Below are 18411 nucleotides of genomic sequence, written 5' to 3' on the forward strand. Positions count from 1 at the left end.
TAATAATTTCTGGTAAGTTAGCGTGATCAGAAATTACAACAAGCAAATGGTGTTGCCATGATGGTGTGCGAATACAAGCCTGGTCTAGAAGGCATTCCCGCCGCTCAATCGAGTATCAGTCATGTTGATGGGCAAAAGGGAATACTAGAATATCGTGGCATCCGGATTGAGGAATTAGCAGAAAAAAGTACATTTCTAGAAACTGCTTATCTCTTAATCTGGGGTGAATTGCCAACTAAGGAAGAACTGCAAGCTTTTGAGCATGAAGTTCGTTATCACAGACGGATAAAATACCGCATTCGGGACATGATGAAATGCTTTCCAGAAAGCGGTCACCCAATGGATGCCCTACAAGCCTCAGCTGCGGCTTTAGGCTTGTTTTATTCGCTTCGTGACTTACATAACCCTGCTTACATTCGGGATTCTGTGGTGCGTTTGATAGCAACCATTCCGACAATGGTGGCGGCGTTCCAGTTGATGCGAAAAGGCAATGACCCCGTGCGTCCCCGTGATGACTTAGACTACTCCGCCAACTTCCTGTATATGCTCAATGAGCAAGAACCTGATCCTCTGGCGGCAAAAATTTTTGACATCTGCTTAATACTGCAAGTCGAGCATACAATGAATGCATCGACCTTCAGCGCTAGGGTAACAGCTTCTACCTTGACTGACCCCTATGCTGTGGTTGCTAGTGCAGTGGGAACCTTGGGTGGGCCGCTTCATGGTGGAGCCAATGAAGAAGTAATCCAGATGTTGGAAGAAATTGGTTCTGTAGAAAATGTACGTCCTTTTATCGAGGATCGTCTGCAACGCAAAGCCAAAATTATGGGCTTTGGGCATCGTGTCTACAAAGTCAAAGACCCACGAGCCACAATTTTACAAGGATTAGCAGAACAACTGTTTGAGAAGTTTGGGCATGACAAGTTCTATGATATTGCCCTAGAGGTAGAACGCGTGGTCGAGGAAAAACTCGGTAGCAGAGGGATTTATCCCAATGTTGACTTTTATTCTGGTTTGGTGTACAGAAAAATGGGTATTCCCACAGACTTATTTACACCAATATTTGCGATCGCTCGTGTTGCAGGTTGGCTAGCCCACTGGAAAGAACAACTAGCAGAAAACCGGATTTTCCGCCCTACTCAGATTTACAACGGTCGCCACGAAGCTCCATATATTCCCATTGACCAACGATAACTGGCATTAAGCAATTTTGGATTTGAGATTTTGGATTTTGGATTTATTTCTCAGTTAAAACAAGGTGCTTTTACCAAAAAATCTCAAATCGCAGTCTAGAATTGTCAGTTATGGCAACCCCCAGTTTTGAGGAAGCAAAAAATTTGTCCCAACTAGACAGCCGTTGCCAAAAGGGAAGCGGATGTTTTGTGATGCCGTGCTGCAAAAGGAGGGGCAGAGGGGGTAAAAGGGAGAGGGGTGGATGAGAGGGACAAGGAAGAATAATTGTTAGTTTGCTCCCCTGCTCACCTGCTCCTCGGTCACTGAGCGTAGTCGTAAAGCCTGCGGCATAGCTACGCTTAGGGCGCAGCCTCTCGTAGAGAAGTGCTGCTCCCTTACTCCCCAATGGGGACTTATTAGCTAAACTCAATGCCAGCCATAAGTAGAAATTCTCATGTCGCTTCAGAGGGCTAAAACCATCCAACGATATACTAGGCATGGGTATTAGCAACAAATCTTCAATTAGGCGTCATCTCAGCAAAGATTATAAATTAGGTGAGTTTACAGTTATTAATTCAACTAATAGTTGTAACTCACCATGACTCGATGACTTAAAGAGTGGAAACATGAACTCAGGAATTGACCTTCAAGGAACTTTTATTGAATCCCTAATGGATTTAGGAATTCCACCAGGGGCGGCCAAAGCGGTTTGGATGCCACTGCCAATGATACTAATGCTGATTGGGGCAACAGTGGGGGTATTAGTCGCCACTTGGCTAGAGCGAAAAATTTCTGCTGCTGCACAGCAGAGAATTGGGCCAGAATACCAGGGGCCTTTTGGGTTGTTAGTGCCTGTAGCGGATGGTTTAAAACTGGTATTTAAGGAAGACATAGTGCCAGCAAAGTCTGACGCCTGGCTTTTTACCCTCGGCCCAATTATTGTTGTGATTCCGGTGTTTCTGTCGTTCCTGATTGTTCCTTTTGGACAGAATATCGTAATTAGCAATGTAGGCATGGGTGTATTCTTGTGGATTGCTCTGTCTAGCATTCAACCCATTGGCTTGTTGATGGCTGGCTACGCATCTAATAACAAATACTCCCTTTTAGGGGGCTTGCGAGCAGCCGCCCAGTCGATTAGTTATGAAATTCCTTTGGCACTGGCAGTGTTGGCGATCGCTATGATGTCTAATAGTCTCAGCACTGTTGACATTGTTAATCAGCAATCCGGCTATGGCATCCTTGGCTGGAACATTTGGCGGCAGCCTATTGGGTTTCTGATTTTCTGGATAGCCGCCCTTGCCGAATGCGAACGCTTACCCTTTGACTTGCCCGAAGCAGAAGAAGAACTAGTAGCAGGTTATCAAACTGAATACGCAGGCATGAAATTCGGTCTGTTCTACCTGGGTTCCTACGTTAACTTAATACTTTCTTCCTTATTGGTAGCAATTTTGTACTTGGGCGGTTGGGATTTTCCCATTCCCATCAACCTCATAGCTAGCTGGTTGGGAATCAGTGATACGAATCCCGTGTTGCAGATAGTAACTGCTTCTTTGGGTATTACCATGACTGTACTCAAAGCCTATCTACTAGTATTTGTTGCCATCCTGTTGCGCTGGACAGTGCCACGGGTACGGATTGACCAATTGTTAGATTTAGGATGGAAGTTTTTGTTACCAGTTGGTTTGGTTAATCTTCTATTAACTGCAGCCCTGAAACTAGCCTTTCCCTTTGCATTTGGTGGGTAATTAAGAGAGTTAAGAGTTAAGAGTTAAGAGTTATGAGTTATGAGTTGTGAATTTTTAATTAACTACTCACTCTTAACTACTCACTCCTAACTAATCACTCTCACTCCTAACTTTTATCACCTGAAGAGAGAGTAAAACACGATGCTCAAGTTCCTGAAACAAGTTGGCGATTACGCCAAAGAAGCGGTGCAAGCCGGTCGTTACATTGGTCAGGGGCTTTCTGTCACCTTCGATCATATGCGGCGGCGTCCGATTACCGTACAGTACCCTTACGAGAAATTGATTCCTGGCGAACGGTTTCGCGGTAGAATTCACTTTGAGTTTGATAAGTGTATTGCTTGCGAAGTCTGTGTTCGAGTTTGTCCAATCAACCTGCCTGTGGTGGATTGGGAATTTGACAAAGCCAGCAAAAAGAAAAAGCTCAATCACTACAGTATTGACTTTGGAGTTTGTATTTTCTGCGGTAACTGTGTGGAATATTGTCCCACTAACTGTCTATCAATGACAGAAGAGTATGAGCTTTCCACTTACGATCGCCATGAATTGAACTACGACAACGTGGCGCTAGGTCGTCTGCCCTATAAAGTCACAGATGACCCAATGGTCACACCACTACGGGAACTAGTTTATCTACCCAAAGGTGTCCTCGAACCCCATGATCTACCTGTGGATGCGCCTCGTGCAGGTGCGCGTCCAGAAGACCTTGTAGAACAAACAGAAAAATAAATTTTATGGTCATTTGTCCCTTGTCATTAGTCATTTGTAATGAGTTGCTAATGACCAATGACTAATGACCAATGACCAATGACCCTTGACAGAGGACAAAAAACAGTGAATCTAGCCGAAGGAGTACAGACTGTTTCATTTGGCATACTGGCAGTGATGATGATTGGGGCGGCGCTTGGTGTGGTGCTGTCACCCAGTATTGTCTATTCTGCCTTTATGCTAGGAGGCGTATTCATCAGCATATCGGGAATCTATCTGTTGCTGAACGCTGATTTTGTAGCATCAGCACAAGTGCTAATTTATGTTGGGGCGGTGAACGTGCTGATTTTGTTTGCCATTATGTTGGTAAACAAAAGACAAAATTTTGTACCATATCCCAATGCTTGGGTGCGGAAAGTACTGACAGGGGTAGTTAGTTTAGGATTGTTTGCTCTTTTGAGTACGATGGTGTTGGCAACTCCTTGGAAGTACTCAACTACTTCTGTGGCTGGTGATAGTTCCATAGTTCTGATTGGTGAGCATTTATTCACTGACTTTTTGCTACCTTTTGAACTAGCTTCCATTTTGTTGTTAATCGCAATGGTGGGCGCAATTATTTTGGCACGTCGTGAGTATTTACCAGACCAAGTTACGCCTTCAGAATTGCCACAAACCGTTTTGACCTTGCCAGAACGCCCCAGAGAACTAGTATCAGCAAGGCGTGGGACTGGAACAAGCGGTACTGATACCAATCGTGGTGGCTCTCGTCGAGAATGAGGGAGTAGGGAGTCGGGAGTGAGGGAATGGGGGAGATGAGGAGAATAATAACTCCTAATTCAGCACTTAGCACCCTGAATGACGGCAGTTGCTTCTCCCTTGGTGTTAGCCTCTCCCTTTGAGAGAAGGGGAGACCAAGGCGTAGCTTGCTTCCCCGTAGGGGTACAAGTCGAGCATTGCCCGCCCAACGTACTGCCTCCCCAATGCCCCACGCCCAATCCCCTATGCAGTTCTTGAAAACTGAAAACTGAAAACTGACAACTGAACATAAAGATTCATGCAACTTCAGTACTTTTTATTACTAGCAGCCGCTCTATTCTGCATCGGTATTTACGGCTTAATTAACAGCCGGAACGCCGTACGGGTATTGATGTCAATTGAATTGCTGCTCAATGCCGTTAATCTGAATTTAATGGCATTTTCCAACTACCTTGACTCAACATTAATTAAGGGTCAGGTTTTCACTGTTTTTGTGATCACCGTGGCCGCAGCCGAGGCGGCGGTGGGTTTAGCGATCGTGCTTGCCATTTATCGCAACCGCGATACCGTCGATATGGAGCAGTTTAATCTCCTGAAGTGGTAACAGTGCGTGCAACTCAAGCAGGTAATTATTGCTTATAAGGCGCGAGATGCCCAGAGTAAACGCTGGGCAGAACTCTGCGCTAAACAACTAGAAAACCGCGATTGCCATGTGTTGATGGGGCCAAGCGGGCCAAAAGACAACCCTTATCCAGTGTTTTTGGCTTCGGCTGCTCAACCAATCGATCTGGCTTTGGTACTCGGTGGTGATGGTACGGTTTTAACTAGTGCCAGACATTTAGCCCCTGTTGGCATCCCAATTTTAGGAGTAAATGTTGGGGGTCATTTAGGATTTTTAACTGAGTCGGTGGAAGAGTTTCAGGATACAGAAAAAGTTTGGGATAGGTTGTTAGAGGATCGATATGCTGTCCAACGGCGGATGATGTTGCAAGCGGCGGTGTATGAGGGTCATGGCTCAAATTTGGAACCAGTGAGTGAGCGTTACCTGGCTTTGAATGAATTTTGTGTTAAACCTGCTTCTGCTGACCGGATGATTACCTCAATTCTAGAAATGGAAATTGACGGTGAGGTAGTCGATCAATATGTGGGAGACGGATTAATTATTGCCACTCCTACAGGCTCGACAGGTTACACCGTTTCTGCCAATGGCCCAATTATGCATGATGGTATGGAAGCGCTTACCATCACTCCGATTTGCCCGATGAGTCTTTCTAGTCGCCCCCTCGTTTTACCCCCTGGTTCTGTGGTCAGTGTTTGGCCTTTAGGAGATTACGATTTAAGCACCAAGCTGTGGACGGATGGGGTGTTAGGGACTTCAATTTGGCCAGGACACCGCGTTGATGTGCGGATGGCAGATTGTCGGGTTAAGTTTATTATTTTGCGGGAAAACAATTCATATTATCAGACGCTGAGAGAGAAGTTGCTTTGGGCAGGTACAAGGGTTCGTTACAGCAATAATCATCGAAATTGATTAAGTATCTAACAGAGCTTTTGCCACAGCTTGTCTGTGAGGTTTGTAAAAAAAACTGCTCAAAGAGCGATCGCCAGCAAAATTTTCCAAGCCCCCAGATATATTATATCTGGGGGCTTTCTGCCTATATTGTGAGTTCATTCGTCAATTTGGATTCATAACCTATTTAAAAGCGAAATTTTGTATCTTATTGCCAGATTTTTTTAAAATTCAAGCTCATAATAAAAACACTTACCTCTAATACAAGAAAGTAAGCAGTAATTGTGCATCCTAAACTGTAAGCAAAGACGGATTTAGGAGCTATTATTCTGCCCCTTTTCCCCACTAGATAGGTTTTTTGCGGGTTAGTTAGTACTTTATGCAATGGTAAGATAAACGCCACAAAACTCTGTACTACACCACAAAATATTTTTCTAAGAGTTCTATAGTGAGGTCTATTTCTGCATTGCCTAAATCCTAGTAGGATATTTCAAAAAATCGAAGTAGGAAGACAGATGGAAATTTATTACCGCAACATCAATTACCCACTGAGTCCTCCTCCGCTCCTGAAAGATTTTCCTGTTTTGCAAACTGAAAAATATATCCTACGACTTGCCTCAACTGAAGAAGAATTAAAATCTATTTTGCGGTTGCGTTTTGAAGTTTTTAATTTGGAACTAGGCTTGGGATTCTCTACTTCTAACCTTACCCAGATGGATGAAGACCAGTTTGATGCAGTTTGCCATCATTTGTTACTAATCTCCAAACAGACCGGGGAAACGATTGGAACTTATCGAATGCAAACTTATATAATGGCTTCTCAAGGGCTAGGTTTTGATGCGGCTGACATATTTAATCTCAATACGATTCCCGACTCTGTGCTTCAGGCATCCGTAGAAGTTGGGCGTGCATGTATAGCTAAAGAATTCCGCAATATTCAAGCACTTTTATTACTTTGGGAAGGGCTAGCAAATTATCTTATCTGGAGTAGAAAACAATATTTTTTCGGCTGTGCATCATTACTAACACAATCTCCTTGTGAAGCTGCTTGTGCTTATGATTATTTTCAGCAAAATAACTTGATGCATCCAAGTATTTTAGTTTATCCAAATTCACAATCTTTTCTGGATGTTACCCCAAAATGTATAGATTCATATAATGTGGAACTCCCTAATATTTTACAGGCATATTTGAGTATTGGAGCAAAAATATGTAGCCTTCCAGCTATTGATAGACAGTTCAAAACTATTGATTTTTTAACTATATCTAATATTGCAGACTTTTATAGATGGCGTTAATCGTTTTGTAAACAAACTATGATTTTACATATTTTTTTATCAACTCATGCAGTAACAAAAAATATGCTAGATTCAAAATTTCTATTTCAGAAGTAAAACAGGCTTTATACTTAGCTCTAAGACATGCAGCAGAATTCAGGAGTCAGAAACCAGAATTCAGAAGTTATACCAATTTTCTTGTATGAAAGCAACACATGGCTTGTAATTGCGCTTCAGCGCAATTACAAGCCATGTGTTGGGTGAGTTCCCCAACTTGTACCCCCACAGGGAAGCAAGCTACGCCTTGGTCTTCCTTAGAAGAAAGCGTACTAGCTAATAGCTTCTTTCTGTGGGCTGTTGAACTTCGGAGCTTTGTTGCTGTAGCCCCATTAAGGGTGAACATAGCGTAGCCTGACATAGAATTAGTATAAATGTAATTTAGTACTCTAACGTGTCGAAAATAACTTATCTTTGGCTTCCAAAAAAACCAGAAAATACCTGTTTAATTTGTTTGAGAAAACTAGTTTAATACCGGATGAAGCAATTTTCCTTTAACTTCACATCTCAGCTTCAAAACCAAAAGCAGTTTTGCGGTATTTGATACAACCTTATTCAATTCTTTTCAGGTTAATAGAAGAGAGGTGTTAATCGCTCATTTCAGAAAGGCGATGCTTGGGGTAATCTCCGCTAACACACTTCACCTAATCTGCCTGAATAAAATCTTTTGGACACCGTTTGGGGAAATCTAATTATGCGCCATCTCAAACTTACTCCGAGTTGGTTGCGGTTTTTAATTGTATTTTTATTGGTAATGAGTATATTGTTTCGCTTTTTTAATCTTGACAGCAAAGTTTTCTGGCATGATGAAACTTATACCTCATTAAGGATTTCTGGTTATACAACAATTAAAGTTAAACAGCAAATTTTTAATGGTCGTGTCATTACTAAAGAAAGTTTTGCCAAGTTCCAAGGTTTCAATCCAGAAAATACCTTGAATGACACAATTATGTCTTTGGCAACAGAAGATTCTCAACATCCACCACTGTATTATTTAATAGCCCGATTTTGGTTACAAATTTTTGGTAACTCGGTAACAGCAATCAGAAGTTTATCGGTCTTCATCAGCTTGCTGGTTTTTCCTTGTATTTATTGGCTATGCCAAGAATTATTTAATGTTCCGTTATCTCTACCTGGGATAGCGATCGCACTCATGGCAATCTCTCCAATTCACCTAGTCTATGCTCAAGAAGCACAGCCATATATTCTCTGGTTAGTCACCATTTTACTATCTAGTGCTGCACTACTGCGAGCAATGCGGGTGGAATCACAAGAGAAAGATGAGTTAACCAAAAGACAAAAACCAACAGATAGCTTCAATAATTGGAGTATTTATGCAGTAACTTTAACACTGAGTTTATATACATTTTTATGGAGTGGATTTGTAGCAGTTGCTCATGGAATCTATGTAATGACAACTGCTCGATTTAAGTTGACTGAAACCGTTAGAACTTATGTGCTAGCTTCTTTAGTAAGTTTTTTAGCTTTTCTGCCTTGGATGGCTATTGTATTTGCTGACTTTTTCCAGTTTCTGATTTCATCAGATGGAACAAAAATACAGTTATCATTAACCCCTGTAATCCCATTTTTGCTGATGCAGTTAAGCAGGATTTTTATTGATTTTGACTTAAGCTTAGAAAATCCTCTTAGCTATTTAATTTTGTTTATTGTTCTAATTTTGGTCGGATACGCAATGTATTTTATTTGTCAGACAACTAATTACAAAGTATGGATATTTATCCTAGCATTAGTAATAGTGCCTGCACTACCACTAATGCTACCTGATTTAATTTCAGGTAGTATCCGCTCAAATGCTGAACCATATTTAATCCCATCATATTTAGGGATTCAATTGGCTACTGCTTACTTACTAGCTACACAAATATATAATGGGAACTTTTCACGCCGGAGCATTTGGCAAATCATTATGGCGTTGGTGATTATTTGTGGTCTGGTTTCTTATAAGGTAAATTCTCAAGCAGAGACTTGGTGGAATAAGGGTGTCAGCTATAGTAATCCACAAGTTGCCCAAATCATCAATCAGACTACTAGTCCACTTTTTATTAGTGATGCTTTTGGTGATAATTATGGTAATATCTTTTCTCTAAGCTATCTTTTAAAACCAAAAGTGCGTTTTATATTAGTCCAAGACGAAAAAATTCCCAAAATCCCTGATGGTTTTACTGACGTTTTTTTATTCAATCCTTCCTTTAGCTGGCGCACAACGATAGAAAAAAGGTATAAATTGAAAACAGAGATTGTTTATAATGACAACTATTATTCAGTCTGGAAATTAGTTAAATCTGTAAAATCACGACCAATGATAACCAAGTTAACTAAAGAAAACTTAGAACTGTCTTAGGTGTTTTGTTCAAAAGCAACACAGTGTTTATCTATCAATCTTTATCTTATAAATATGAAATATTGTAAACTGCGATCGCCTTTAGCATTATCTATTAGGTAATTTATATAAGAAGCATACTGTCAAGCAAAAATATTAATTTTGAAGAAAAGCTTAAATTAAACTTAGTAATAGCACAAGCAGTTAAATTGTCATTAGCAAAAATTTGAGGGAATCAAAGCAGTGAAATTTCAGCATCTAGCCATTATTGGGATTCTTACTGTTGTAACTATTAGCTGTACAAGAGAGGTAACTTCAAATACCACAGAGACTCAAGAACAAGCTACGACAACCACAGCAAGTCCAGCAGCGGCTTCTGGAACCTTTAAGGCCGGAGAACACGTTACTCAAGGAGCAGTCAGCGTTGTAACTAAAGAAGGGAAACGCTACCTGGAGTTTAATCAAAATTTTAAAACTGCTCAAGGGCCTGATTTATTTGTAATTCTATATCGTACTGATACACCGCCTAAATCTGGTATTAAGGAGAAAGATTATGTCAGTATTGCTCGCTTACAAAAAAACAACGGTTCTCAACGCTACGCCTTGCCTGAGAATGTGAAATTGGCAGACTTTGGCTCTGTAGCTATCTGGTGTCGCAAATTCAATGCCACTTTTGGTTATGCATCTTTGAAAGCATGATATTGAAGAAGAATTCAGAATCAATTAATATTAGATGCAAATTAAACTAACAGTAGTTTAACAGGATGCAACAGATTACAATGGCAGCGTTACTATCACCGTTGTTCCAGCATCCTGCTCACTTTCTAATTGAATATGACCGCCATGTAAATCCACGCACTTTTTAACTATAGAGAGTCCTAGCCCTGTTCCTTGAACTACACCTACATTACTGGCGCGATAGAAAGTTTGAAACAATCGGGCTTGGTCTTTAAGCGGAATGCCTATTCCCCGGTCTCTTACCTGAAAAGTTGCAAGACCATCTTTGCAAATCAAATCAAACCAGATAGTGCTATTTGGCGGAGAATACTTAATAGCATTAGAGAGTAAATTAGTAAAGATGCAATTTAGTAAATCCTCATCCATACAAGCTTGAGCAGATTCTCCTTGAAAGGTAAAGATAATATTGTGCTGACTGCCTACACTGAGTTGAATAATATCTGTGAGTTCGCTACAGAAGTTTTCTAAATTTACAGGTGCAGGTTTGTATTCAAGTTTGGCTGCTTCAGTTTTACTCAAGAACAATACTTCATCTAAAAGTTGAAGCATTTGGTTGATAGCATTTTGAATCCGATCAAAATATTTAGTTCTTCGTTCGTCAGTCAGTTTGTCACTGTTATATTCGAGGATATCTACAGATGTCCGAATCGTAGTCATAGGGGTGCGGAACTCGTGGGAGACCATTGCTACAAAGTTGGACTTTAGCTCGTTGAGTTCCTGTTCTTTTGCCAGTGCTTGACGGGTACGTTCTTCACTTTCCCGGATTTGGTTAAGAATTTCACCCCGTTCAACGGCATAGCGAATGGCGCGGACTAATCGTTGCATCGTCATTTGATCTTTAACAAGATAGTCTTGAGCGCCTTCTGCCAAAGCTTGCAATGCTAAATCTTCATCATCAAGTCCTGTTAGTACCACAACTGGAATATCGGGTATTGCTGCCCGAAATTCTTTGAGTGTCTCTAGTCCAATAGAGTCTGGGAGGCTAAGGTCTAACAGCACTAGGTCGAATCTGCGTTGTCTTCCGCTCTCAGTCTCATCATCAAGCGTCAGAGTGGAGTTTTCTCGGCTAGCATCTATCGCCTCAGATAGGCGTTCAACGTGAGATAAATGCCATTCTTCTTGATCTGCATACAAAAAAATCTGGTGTAGCAGACGTGCATCACTAGGACTATCTTCTACCAGCAGAATATGAATCCTGATTTTTTCCATAGTACAGAGTTATATCAATTAACCGGATAATCTCCTGATCTCAGATTTGTTAAAAAGCGCCACATCTTCTGCCGTTGTGAGCAAAAATTAAAATTCAACAAGCTAATTACTCTCGTGGTAGTGCCACTGCTGCTAGCCAAAAATCTTTGATCAACTGTACAACCTCAATGAACTGGTAGACATCAAGCGGTTTTGTGACGTAGCAATTAGCACTGAGATTATAGGTGCGTAGTATGTCATGCTCATCAGTTGAAGTAGTCATAACGACAACAGGAATGAGTTTGAGATTAGGATCGGTTTTAATTTCTTTTAGCACGTCGCGACCATCCAGCCCTGGGAGGTTTAGGTCAAGTAAGATTAAGTCCGGACGGGGGGCATCAGCAAACTCTCCTTCTTGTCGTAGGTATTCTATAGCAGTTTCACCATCTTCAACCCAATGCAAGTTATTGGCAATTTTGGCATTCAGAAAGCCTTTGATGGTGAGGTTAGCATCGCTTGGAGAGTCTTCAACTAGCAAAATCTCAATGTGGCGGAATGCCTGAACGTGTATCATAATGTTATTAATCTGATATTAAACACTTACAAAATTATAAAGTAAGTTAATTCTCATTAAGGATAAAGTAGAACGTTGTTCCTACGCCTGGCTTAGACTCAGCCCAAATCCGACCACCATGCCGTTCGACGATTTTTTTGCAGATAGCTAGACCAATACCTGTACCAGTAAATTCTCGACGTGTATGAAGGCGGCGGAATACCTCAAAAATCCGCTCTAGATACTGTGACTTAATACCAATGCCATTATCTTGTACCCAGATCAGCCATTCATTTTGAGTGAGGGATGAGGGAGTAACATCTCCCCCTGCTCCTCGGTCACTGAGCGTAGCCGTTGGCGCAGCCTCTCGTAGAGAAGTGCTGCTCCCTGCTTCCTCTCCTCCCCCCTTGACTGCGCCAATGTGAATCTGTGGTGTTTCCTTTTGACGAAACTTGATCGCATTGCCAATGAGATTTTGGAATAATTGCACCATTTGGGTTTTGTCTGCGTTTAACTTTGGCAAAGGGTCATAAGTGATGATGGCGTTGCTTTCTGCGATCGCCACTTGTAAATTCCTCAAAGCCAGACTAAGTACAACGTTACAATCAACAGGAGCAAATTCTTGAGTGCGAGTCCCCACACGCGAATAAGTTAGCAAGTCTTGGATCAACTGCTGCATCCGCTTTGCCCCATCTATGATGTAACCTAAATATTCCTGTGCAGACTCATCCAGACGCTCTTGATATTCCTGTCCTAATAGTTGGCTATAGCCAGTTACAGCTCGTAAGGGTTCTTGTAAATCGTGGGAAGCCACATAGGCAAACTGTTCTAACTCTTGGTTAGAGCGTTTTAAATCCTCATTCAGCCTTTGTAATTCTGCCGTTCGCTCTTGAACTTTGATTTCTAGGTCTGTCTTTGCTTGTTTTATGACCTCCTCGGCAAGTTTGCGATCGCTTATATCAGTGTAAGTACCTACCCACTCTTGAATCTCATCGTTGACATTCAACACAGGAACTGCACGGGCGGCAAAAAATCGATAGCTACCATCAGCAACACGTATGCGATGTTCGCTCTTGTAAAGAATTTTGGTTGCCAGTGCCTCCGTCCACAACAACTGTGTAAAGCTCCGATCTTCAGGATGAATTACATTTAACCATCCTCCTTCATTGACTTCTGCTTCACTTTGCCCAGTCAAATCTATCCAAGATGAAAAGTCTTTTGGCATTCCCTTAGCATCAGCTATCCAAATGGCTTGAGAAGTGGCAAGGACTAGTGAGCGATAGCGTTTTTCGTTTTCTTCTAAGGCAATTTCTGCCAGTTTGCGCCGAGTGATATCTTGAAAGAAAATCGATACACCTTCTGCTGAGGGGTAGATGCGATTTTCAAACCAGCGCTCCCACGGTGGATAATATTCCTCCAACTGAATCACTTGCTGTTCTGCCACAGCCCGGTGGTAGGCGTCATGAAACTTACCTCCCACAGCTTCAGGGAATACTTCCCAAATGTTTTTGCCAATCAAGTCTTCAGAATTGCGGTCAAAAATTTGTCCTGCCCTGTGATTAATATAGGTGAAGCACCAATTGCGATCCAGGGTCATAAAAGCATCAGTAATAGACTCTAAAATATCTGCTAGTTTTGCCTTTGCTGCTTGCTGTTCCAATCGCAGAGCTTCTTCAGATAAAGTCTTGTTGATGCGAATTTGCTTTTGCAGCAGTTTGAAAACCGCAATTAGCAGCACTAAACTCAAACCATACCCCAGACCCACTATAATGATGATTTGATAAACACTAGAGTCTGTCGCTGTTGTTCGCAATTTTAATAAAGTTTTTTCTTCATTTTCCATTGCTTGGTATATTGCCTGGAGTTGTTCGCGTACCTCCATCCCCTGAACTGTAACAGCGGTTTGAGTTATCTTGTCTAAGTTGTTTTGCCTGTACAGCTTGATTGTCTGCTCAACTAAGGCAAATCTTTGTGCAATTAAAGGTTCGAGTTTACTTAGTTGGTTTTGTTGCTTAGGGTTATCCCTAATTAACTGCCGTAGGGTTTGAATGTACTGATATACTTTTTGCTTGCTATTCTCGTAATTATCTAGGTAAACTGCCTTACCAGTGAGAATGTAACTATGTCGTCCAATTTCAACATTGCTAAGACTAGCCTCGGTCTTGTTTAAGACTTCTAAGACTTCATAAGTATGAATTACCCACTGCTTATCTTCGGTCAACCTTTGGACGCTTACATAAGAAGCTGCTCCAACGCCACACAGTAGTAGTAATGCTAAGCTAAAACCGCCTGGAACTAATTTTTCTGACAGTTTGTTCATTAAATACTCACAGAAGTATAGCTAATCACCACATCAGTTTTAGCCTCTATAACAAGCCGCTGGCGACTAGGGAATTAAATAATACAAAAATATAAAATAATTACTTAATTTGTAGAAAAACTTGACAATATTTTGTGATCAACAAAAGGTCGGAAATGTAGTGCTTGCCTATCTATACGCTTCTTTCAAGGGGCAGAGGCGATCGCTCTTTCCCTCATCCTTTTCGGTAACGATTGTCATACTTACAAATAAGAGTAGACGATTGTAATATTAACAACAATCGTCTACTCAATATATCATGAATCAGGATTCTTAAAAAACCCTGTTAGATTACTTCAACTTGGGATAGTTCAAACTAATTAACGAGACTCGGTTCCCTGATTGGGGCTACCTGGTACAGAATCATTTTCTGGAGATTCTGGTGTAGCAGTAGGTCTTGCATCAGTTGCTTCAGCGTCACCTGTTTTGCGATTAATTTCTTCGAGGGTAGTTTGGTAGCCACCAGAAGCAGTAGTACCTTGATTATCAGATTTCTCTTTCTTTTCTTCAGCCATTACTAGACTCCTAATAATTTAGTCATTTAATCTTGCCGTCATTCTAAGAAAATAATAAATGTAAGTTCATCTATCCAGAATCTAGTTATGGCTGATTTATCCCTCTATCGAAAGTATTGTTTAGTACTACTTATATATGCTTTCTAGAAGGCACGAAACGGAGCCTGTTAAAGTAAAAGCGCTTTTCACAGTTAAGAAAGAAAGATGGAGTAGATAATACTGCTTATCTGCCTATAATCCCCTTGTAATTGCTGAATTGGCAACTACTATTTACTGCCAAATACCCTAATTTCCGCTAAATAAATAATACAGAGTATTGATTCACACTAGTAAATATAAATGTAATTAATGAAACAAAATGATTTTTCATTACCAGTTGGGTGTGTCCTTCGTAGGGCAACATCTGCGGATATGTGGTCGATTCGACGATTAGTGTTCTTAGCCAAACTCGACCCTACCCAATTACGTTGGCAGCAATTCTGGGTGATTGAACGCAATGGAGATTTAATAGCTTGTGGACAACTACGTAACTTCTCAGGCGCACAAGAACTTGGTAGTTTAGTCGTTGCACCTGCTTGGAGAGGACAGGGTTTGGCTAGTTTTCTCACGCAGCATTTGATTAGTACAGCGACGCAACCACTGTATCTTGAATGTCTAGGTGAACGTTTAATGCAGTTTTACAGTCGTTTTGGTTTTGATCTAATTTCTTTTGAAGACTTGCCACCATCACTGCAACGCAAGTTTAGACTATCTCAATTAGCTAAAAAGTGGATAAAAATTCCTGTGATGTTTATGTATTATCACGGTCGTCACTAACCAAATAGGATAAATTGTCCGGAATTCTGAGGCGTGAATCTGTAGTTAAGTATGTTTCTACAGAGAACAGATGCAGTTGAAACTAAGGAACAAGCAATCAGCAGATGCAGTCAAAACCCAAGAATGAGCAATACTGCATAAAACTGGAGAAACCAACCGTAGACATTTGTAGAGATTCACACTCAAAAATCTGAAGAAATTAAGTGAGGAATTTATGACAAGCTTTATTCAACTCCGATTACACAACGATTTACTGCACCCAGTCCGCGAGTGGTTGGAAACGATAGAAATTCATAACTCCAAACTTGCTCATTTTTTGTGCAGAGCCATTCCATCTCAATGTCCCTTTGAGAGAGACATCACGCTATTTGGTCGGAAGTTATTTCATATCCCGCCAATGTGTAAATTAAACCCGCTATATGAGCAAGTAGTTAGCCTGCGTTTCAAAGCTTTGTGTTATCTTGCTGATGAATGCGGTGAAGATGTCACAGCTTATTGCTGATAGCTGGTTTGAGCGTTCAGTGATCAAGCAGCTATTGGTAATTGCAGACTTACGGTTGTTACTTACTCAGGTTTATACTAAGCTAACGTACACCTAATTAGATGTTTAGCTATTTAGTAGCTACCACCTCTAAAGTGTTTCTAGTCAGTATTTTTGCTTACCACACCCTGCTGAAATCATTAACATTATCATGACGCACATCTTACTGGTTGAAGATGAAGTCAAACTGGCACGATCTATCGAATTGGAACTGAATTATGAAGGCTATCTAGTCAGCGTCGCGTACGATGGACTAACTGCACTCACCGCAGCGCGGGAGTTGCGTTTAGATTTGATAATCTTAGATTGGATGTTATCTGGTTTGTCGGGCTTGGAAACTTGCCGCCGCCTGCAAAGTATCAGCAATCAAGTACCAATAATCTTGTTAACTGCTAAAGATAAAGAGAGCAATTGCGTTGTTGGCTTAGATGCTGGTGTTGAGGACTATGTAGTTAAACCCTTCACCGCTGAGGAATTATTAGCCAGAGTCCACGCTCAACTACGAAGAAATCGGCAAGCAACCGCCGTAGATATTTTAGAATTTGAAGACTTGAGTTTAAATCGTCGCACGCGGGAAGTATACCGATGCCAGCGGCTAGTAGAGTTAACTACCAAGGAATTTGATTTACTAGAATATTTGCTTGCTCATCCCCGACAGGTAATTACACGCGATCGCATTTTACAAGAAATCTGGGACTACAACTTCATCGGTGATACCAACGTTATTGAAGACTATATTCGCTACCTGTGCTTGAAACTCGAAGCTAATAACGAAAAACGTCTGATTCAAACAGTGCATGATGTCGGCTACGTATTACGTGATTAAACTCGCTCGCATTAGCGCACAGCCTCCACACCCTTCTTAAAAAAGAGAGTTTGGGGGTTTTGATAATTTCATGAAAAACTCATGCAACTCAGAGTTAACTATATTAGGATGCACAAAGCAGTCGAAAACCGAAATCTGAATTGGCATGACCTATCTAGAAACAGCGGCAGAATTTTACCGGGAAGTCGCCGAAACACCGCAAGTTGGACTTTGTTGTGTCCAAAGTACACCCCTGCAACTACCAGGACTGAAAATTCCCTATAATATGCAGGAAATGAATTATGGTTGTGGTACTACTGTTCACCCCGCCGAACTAGGAAACCAACCTACTGTACTTTATGTTGGTGTTGGCGGTGGTTTAGAAGCTTTACAATTCGCTTATTTTTCCCGCCGTGCAGGTGCTGTAATTGCCGTTGAACCAGTCGCTGCTATGCGGGAAGCAGCTGCACGCAACCTGGAAATTGCTGCTCAAGAAAACCCCTGGTTTGATACCAGCTTCGTGGAAATTCACGAAGGCGATGCCTTTAACTTACCCGTTAATGATGCTACCGTCGATATAGTAGCGCAGAATTGCCTTTTCAACATCTTTGAACCAGAAGATTTAACTCGTGCTTTAAAAGAAGCATATCGAGTATTAAAACCAAGCGGACGCTTACAGATGAGTGATCCAATTGCTACTCGACCAATTCCAGCACATCTACAAGAAGATGAAAGGCTACGAGCCATGTGTTTATCAGGCGCTCTCACATATGAGGAGTACACTGAACGTATTATAAATGCAGGCTTTGGTCAAGTTGAAATTCGCGCTCGTCGCCCTTACCGATTGCTAGATTCCCAGACTTACAAACTCGAAAAAAACCTACTTTTAGAAAGCCTAGATTCTGTATCTTTTAAAGTTGCTATTCCAGAGGATGGTGCTTGTATTTTCACTGGAAAAACAGCGATTTATGCTGGTGCAGAATCTTTTTTCGACGATTCCGCAGGTCATCTACTTCAGCGTGGTATTCCCGCAGCAGTGTGTGATAAAACTGCTGCTAAACTTGGGGCTTTAAAGCCAGTAGAAATAATTATTACCGATTCAACTTGGCACTATAGTGGCGGTGGTTGCTGTTAAGGAACTTCCAATTAAAAAATATGCAACCAATGAGTGTATATCGTAGGGTGTGTTAACCCGATAGCCTAACGCACCTATTATGTAGACGGTGCATTAGGCTTAACTGAATAATTTATTTTTTGGAAGTCCTTAACAAGAATTCAGTAGTCAAAAGCCAGAATTTGGCATTAATTTTGTACAATTTTTGAGCCTAGTCC

General features: G+C 41.2%; 19 protein-coding genes. 13 read left to right on the plus strand and 6 right to left on the minus strand.

Annotated features, from left to right (window positions below):
* Nucleotides 1–57 precede the first annotated feature (57 nt).
* Complete coding sequence (locus WKK05_RS23450; protein ID WP_341525467.1) at nucleotides 58–1194, plus strand: citrate synthase; 1137 nt, start codon at nucleotides 58–60, stop codon at nucleotides 1192–1194.
* Between the two features lie 70 nt (nucleotides 1195–1264).
* Here the strand turns inward: WKK05_RS23450 and WKK05_RS23455 are convergent, their stop codons facing one another.
* Nucleotides 1265–1672: a hypothetical protein gene (locus tag WKK05_RS23455; protein WP_341525468.1), complete on the minus strand. Its 408-nt coding sequence runs from the start codon at nucleotides 1670–1672 to the stop codon at nucleotides 1265–1267.
* Between the two features lie 127 nt (nucleotides 1673–1799).
* On the opposite strand from WKK05_RS23455, the gene nuoH reads away from it, so the two are divergent.
* The 5 genes from nuoH (at nucleotide 1800) to WKK05_RS23480 (ending at nucleotide 5910) form a co-directional block, all read left to right on the plus strand.
* A complete protein-coding gene (nuoH, locus tag WKK05_RS23460; protein ID WP_341525469.1) occupies nucleotides 1800–2918 on the plus strand; it encodes an NADH-quinone oxidoreductase subunit NuoH in 1119 nt (372 codons plus the stop codon).
* A 141-nt stretch (nucleotides 2919–3059) separates the two neighbouring features.
* Entirely contained in the window at nucleotides 3060–3644 is a 585-nt protein-coding gene (ndhI, locus tag WKK05_RS23465; protein WP_341525470.1) for an NAD(P)H-quinone oxidoreductase subunit I, read from the plus strand.
* A 105-nt stretch (nucleotides 3645–3749) separates the two neighbouring features.
* A complete protein-coding gene (locus tag WKK05_RS23470; RefSeq protein ID WP_341531166.1) occupies nucleotides 3750–4400 on the plus strand; it encodes an NADH-quinone oxidoreductase subunit J in 651 nt (216 codons plus the stop codon).
* 277 nt (nucleotides 4401–4677) lie between these two features.
* A complete protein-coding gene (nuoK, locus tag WKK05_RS23475; RefSeq protein ID WP_341525471.1) occupies nucleotides 4678–4983 on the plus strand; it encodes an NADH-quinone oxidoreductase subunit NuoK in 306 nt (101 codons plus the stop codon).
* A gap of 6 nt (nucleotides 4984–4989) precedes the next feature.
* On the plus strand, nucleotides 4990–5910 hold the full coding sequence (locus WKK05_RS23480; RefSeq protein ID WP_341525472.1) for an NAD(+) kinase: 921 nt from the start codon (nucleotides 4990–4992) through the stop codon (nucleotides 5908–5910).
* Here the strand turns inward: WKK05_RS23480 and WKK05_RS23485 are convergent, their stop codons facing one another.
* Nucleotides 5911–6051 (minus strand): hypothetical protein, encoded by a 141-nt coding sequence (locus WKK05_RS23485; RefSeq protein ID WP_341525473.1) that lies wholly within the window; start codon nucleotides 6049–6051, stop codon nucleotides 5911–5913.
* A gap of 353 nt (nucleotides 6052–6404) precedes the next feature.
* Here WKK05_RS23485 and WKK05_RS23490 point away from each other — a divergent pair, with 353 nt between their 5' ends.
* From WKK05_RS23490 to WKK05_RS23500, 3 genes are all read left to right on the plus strand, one after another.
* The gene (locus tag WKK05_RS23490; RefSeq protein ID WP_341525474.1) at nucleotides 6405–7187 is read left to right on the plus strand and encodes a GNAT family N-acyltransferase; all 783 of its coding nucleotides are present in this window, start codon (nucleotides 6405–6407) and stop codon (nucleotides 7185–7187) included.
* Nucleotides 7188–7917: 730 nt separating this feature from the next.
* Nucleotides 7918–9585 carry a glycosyltransferase family 39 protein gene (locus tag WKK05_RS23495; protein WP_341525475.1) on the plus strand — a complete coding sequence of 556 codons (1668 nt, stop codon included), beginning with the start codon at nucleotides 7918–7920 and terminating at the stop codon, nucleotides 9583–9585.
* A 222-nt stretch (nucleotides 9586–9807) separates the two neighbouring features.
* Nucleotides 9808–10263, plus strand: coding sequence for a DM13 domain-containing protein (locus tag WKK05_RS23500; protein WP_341525476.1), 456 nt, complete (start codon nucleotides 9808–9810; stop codon nucleotides 10261–10263).
* Between the two features lie 75 nt (nucleotides 10264–10338).
* Here the strand turns inward: WKK05_RS23500 and WKK05_RS23505 are convergent, their stop codons facing one another.
* The 4 genes from WKK05_RS23505 to WKK05_RS23520 all read right to left on the minus strand — a co-directional run bounded on the left by WKK05_RS23505 (nucleotide 10339) and on the right by WKK05_RS23520 (nucleotide 14917).
* Nucleotides 10339–11511, minus strand: coding sequence for a HAMP domain-containing sensor histidine kinase (locus WKK05_RS23505; protein WP_341525477.1), 1173 nt, complete (start codon nucleotides 11509–11511; stop codon nucleotides 10339–10341).
* Nucleotides 11512–11617: 106 nt separating this feature from the next.
* The gene (locus WKK05_RS23510; protein WP_341525478.1) at nucleotides 11618–12064 is read right to left on the minus strand and encodes a response regulator; all 447 of its coding nucleotides are present in this window, start codon (nucleotides 12062–12064) and stop codon (nucleotides 11618–11620) included.
* Between the two features lie 46 nt (nucleotides 12065–12110).
* Entirely contained in the window at nucleotides 12111–14363 is a 2253-nt protein-coding gene (locus WKK05_RS23515; RefSeq protein WP_341525479.1) for a CHASE3 domain-containing protein, read from the minus strand.
* A gap of 359 nt (nucleotides 14364–14722) precedes the next feature.
* The gene (locus tag WKK05_RS23520; protein WP_341525480.1) at nucleotides 14723–14917 is read right to left on the minus strand and encodes a hypothetical protein; all 195 of its coding nucleotides are present in this window, start codon (nucleotides 14915–14917) and stop codon (nucleotides 14723–14725) included.
* A gap of 348 nt (nucleotides 14918–15265) precedes the next feature.
* Between WKK05_RS23520 and WKK05_RS23525 the strand changes: the two genes are divergently transcribed.
* From WKK05_RS23525 to arsM, 4 genes are all read left to right on the plus strand, one after another.
* Nucleotides 15266–15733, plus strand: a complete 468-nt coding sequence (locus WKK05_RS23525; protein ID WP_341525481.1) for a GNAT family N-acetyltransferase — start codon at nucleotides 15266–15268, stop codon at nucleotides 15731–15733.
* A gap of 214 nt (nucleotides 15734–15947) precedes the next feature.
* The gene (locus tag WKK05_RS23530) at nucleotides 15948–16235 is read left to right on the plus strand and encodes a Mo-dependent nitrogenase C-terminal domain-containing protein (protein WP_341525482.1); all 288 of its coding nucleotides are present in this window, start codon (nucleotides 15948–15950) and stop codon (nucleotides 16233–16235) included.
* 190 nt (nucleotides 16236–16425) lie between these two features.
* Nucleotides 16426–17100, plus strand: coding sequence for a response regulator transcription factor (locus WKK05_RS23535; RefSeq protein WP_341525483.1), 675 nt, complete (start codon nucleotides 16426–16428; stop codon nucleotides 17098–17100).
* A 145-nt stretch (nucleotides 17101–17245) separates the two neighbouring features.
* Nucleotides 17246–18214, plus strand: coding sequence for an arsenosugar biosynthesis arsenite methyltransferase ArsM (gene arsM / locus WKK05_RS23540; protein WP_341525484.1), 969 nt, complete (start codon nucleotides 17246–17248; stop codon nucleotides 18212–18214).
* Nucleotides 18215–18411: the final 197 nt, after the last annotated feature.

It is taken from the genome of Nostoc sp. UHCC 0302, from assembly GCF_038096175.1.
Classification (GTDB): domain Bacteria; phylum Cyanobacteriota; class Cyanobacteriia; order Cyanobacteriales; family Nostocaceae; genus UHCC-0302.

Excerpts from the sequence above, each read along its gene's own strand:
- ndhI (WP_341525470.1), top strand. The coding sequence starts at position 3,060 with ATGCTCAAGTTCCTGAAACAAGTTGGCGATTACGCCAAAGAAGCGGTG.
- nuoK (WP_341525471.1), top strand. The coding sequence starts at position 4,678 with ATGCAACTTCAGTACTTTTTATTACTAGCAGCCGCTCTATTCTGCATC.
- WKK05_RS23505 (WP_341525477.1), bottom strand. The coding sequence starts at position 11,511 with ATGGAAAAAATCAGGATTCATATTCTGCTGGTAGAAGATAGTCCTAGT.
- WKK05_RS23490 (WP_341525474.1), top strand. The coding sequence starts at position 6,405 with ATGGAAATTTATTACCGCAACATCAATTACCCACTGAGTCCTCCTCCG.
- arsM (WP_341525484.1), top strand. The coding sequence starts at position 17,246 with ATGACCTATCTAGAAACAGCGGCAGAATTTTACCGGGAAGTCGCCGAA.
- WKK05_RS23520 (WP_341525480.1), bottom strand. The coding sequence starts at position 14,917 with ATGGCTGAAGAAAAGAAAGAGAAATCTGATAATCAAGGTACTACTGCT.
- WKK05_RS23450 (WP_341525467.1), top strand. The coding sequence starts at position 58 with ATGATGGTGTGCGAATACAAGCCTGGTCTAGAAGGCATTCCCGCCGCT.
- nuoH (WP_341525469.1), top strand. The coding sequence starts at position 1,800 with ATGAACTCAGGAATTGACCTTCAAGGAACTTTTATTGAATCCCTAATG.
- WKK05_RS23510 (WP_341525478.1), bottom strand. The coding sequence starts at position 12,064 with ATGATACACGTTCAGGCATTCCGCCACATTGAGATTTTGCTAGTTGAA.
- WKK05_RS23525 (WP_341525481.1), top strand. The coding sequence starts at position 15,266 with ATGAAACAAAATGATTTTTCATTACCAGTTGGGTGTGTCCTTCGTAGG.
- WKK05_RS23485 (WP_341525473.1), bottom strand. The coding sequence starts at position 6,051 with ATGAACTCACAATATAGGCAGAAAGCCCCCAGATATAATATATCTGGG.
- WKK05_RS23535 (WP_341525483.1), top strand. The coding sequence starts at position 16,426 with ATGACGCACATCTTACTGGTTGAAGATGAAGTCAAACTGGCACGATCT.
- WKK05_RS23495 (WP_341525475.1), top strand. The coding sequence starts at position 7,918 with ATGCGCCATCTCAAACTTACTCCGAGTTGGTTGCGGTTTTTAATTGTA.
- WKK05_RS23530 (WP_341525482.1), top strand. The coding sequence starts at position 15,948 with ATGACAAGCTTTATTCAACTCCGATTACACAACGATTTACTGCACCCA.
- WKK05_RS23515 (WP_341525479.1), bottom strand. The coding sequence starts at position 14,363 with ATGAACAAACTGTCAGAAAAATTAGTTCCAGGCGGTTTTAGCTTAGCA.
- WKK05_RS23455 (WP_341525468.1), bottom strand. The coding sequence starts at position 1,672 with ATGCCTAGTATATCGTTGGATGGTTTTAGCCCTCTGAAGCGACATGAG.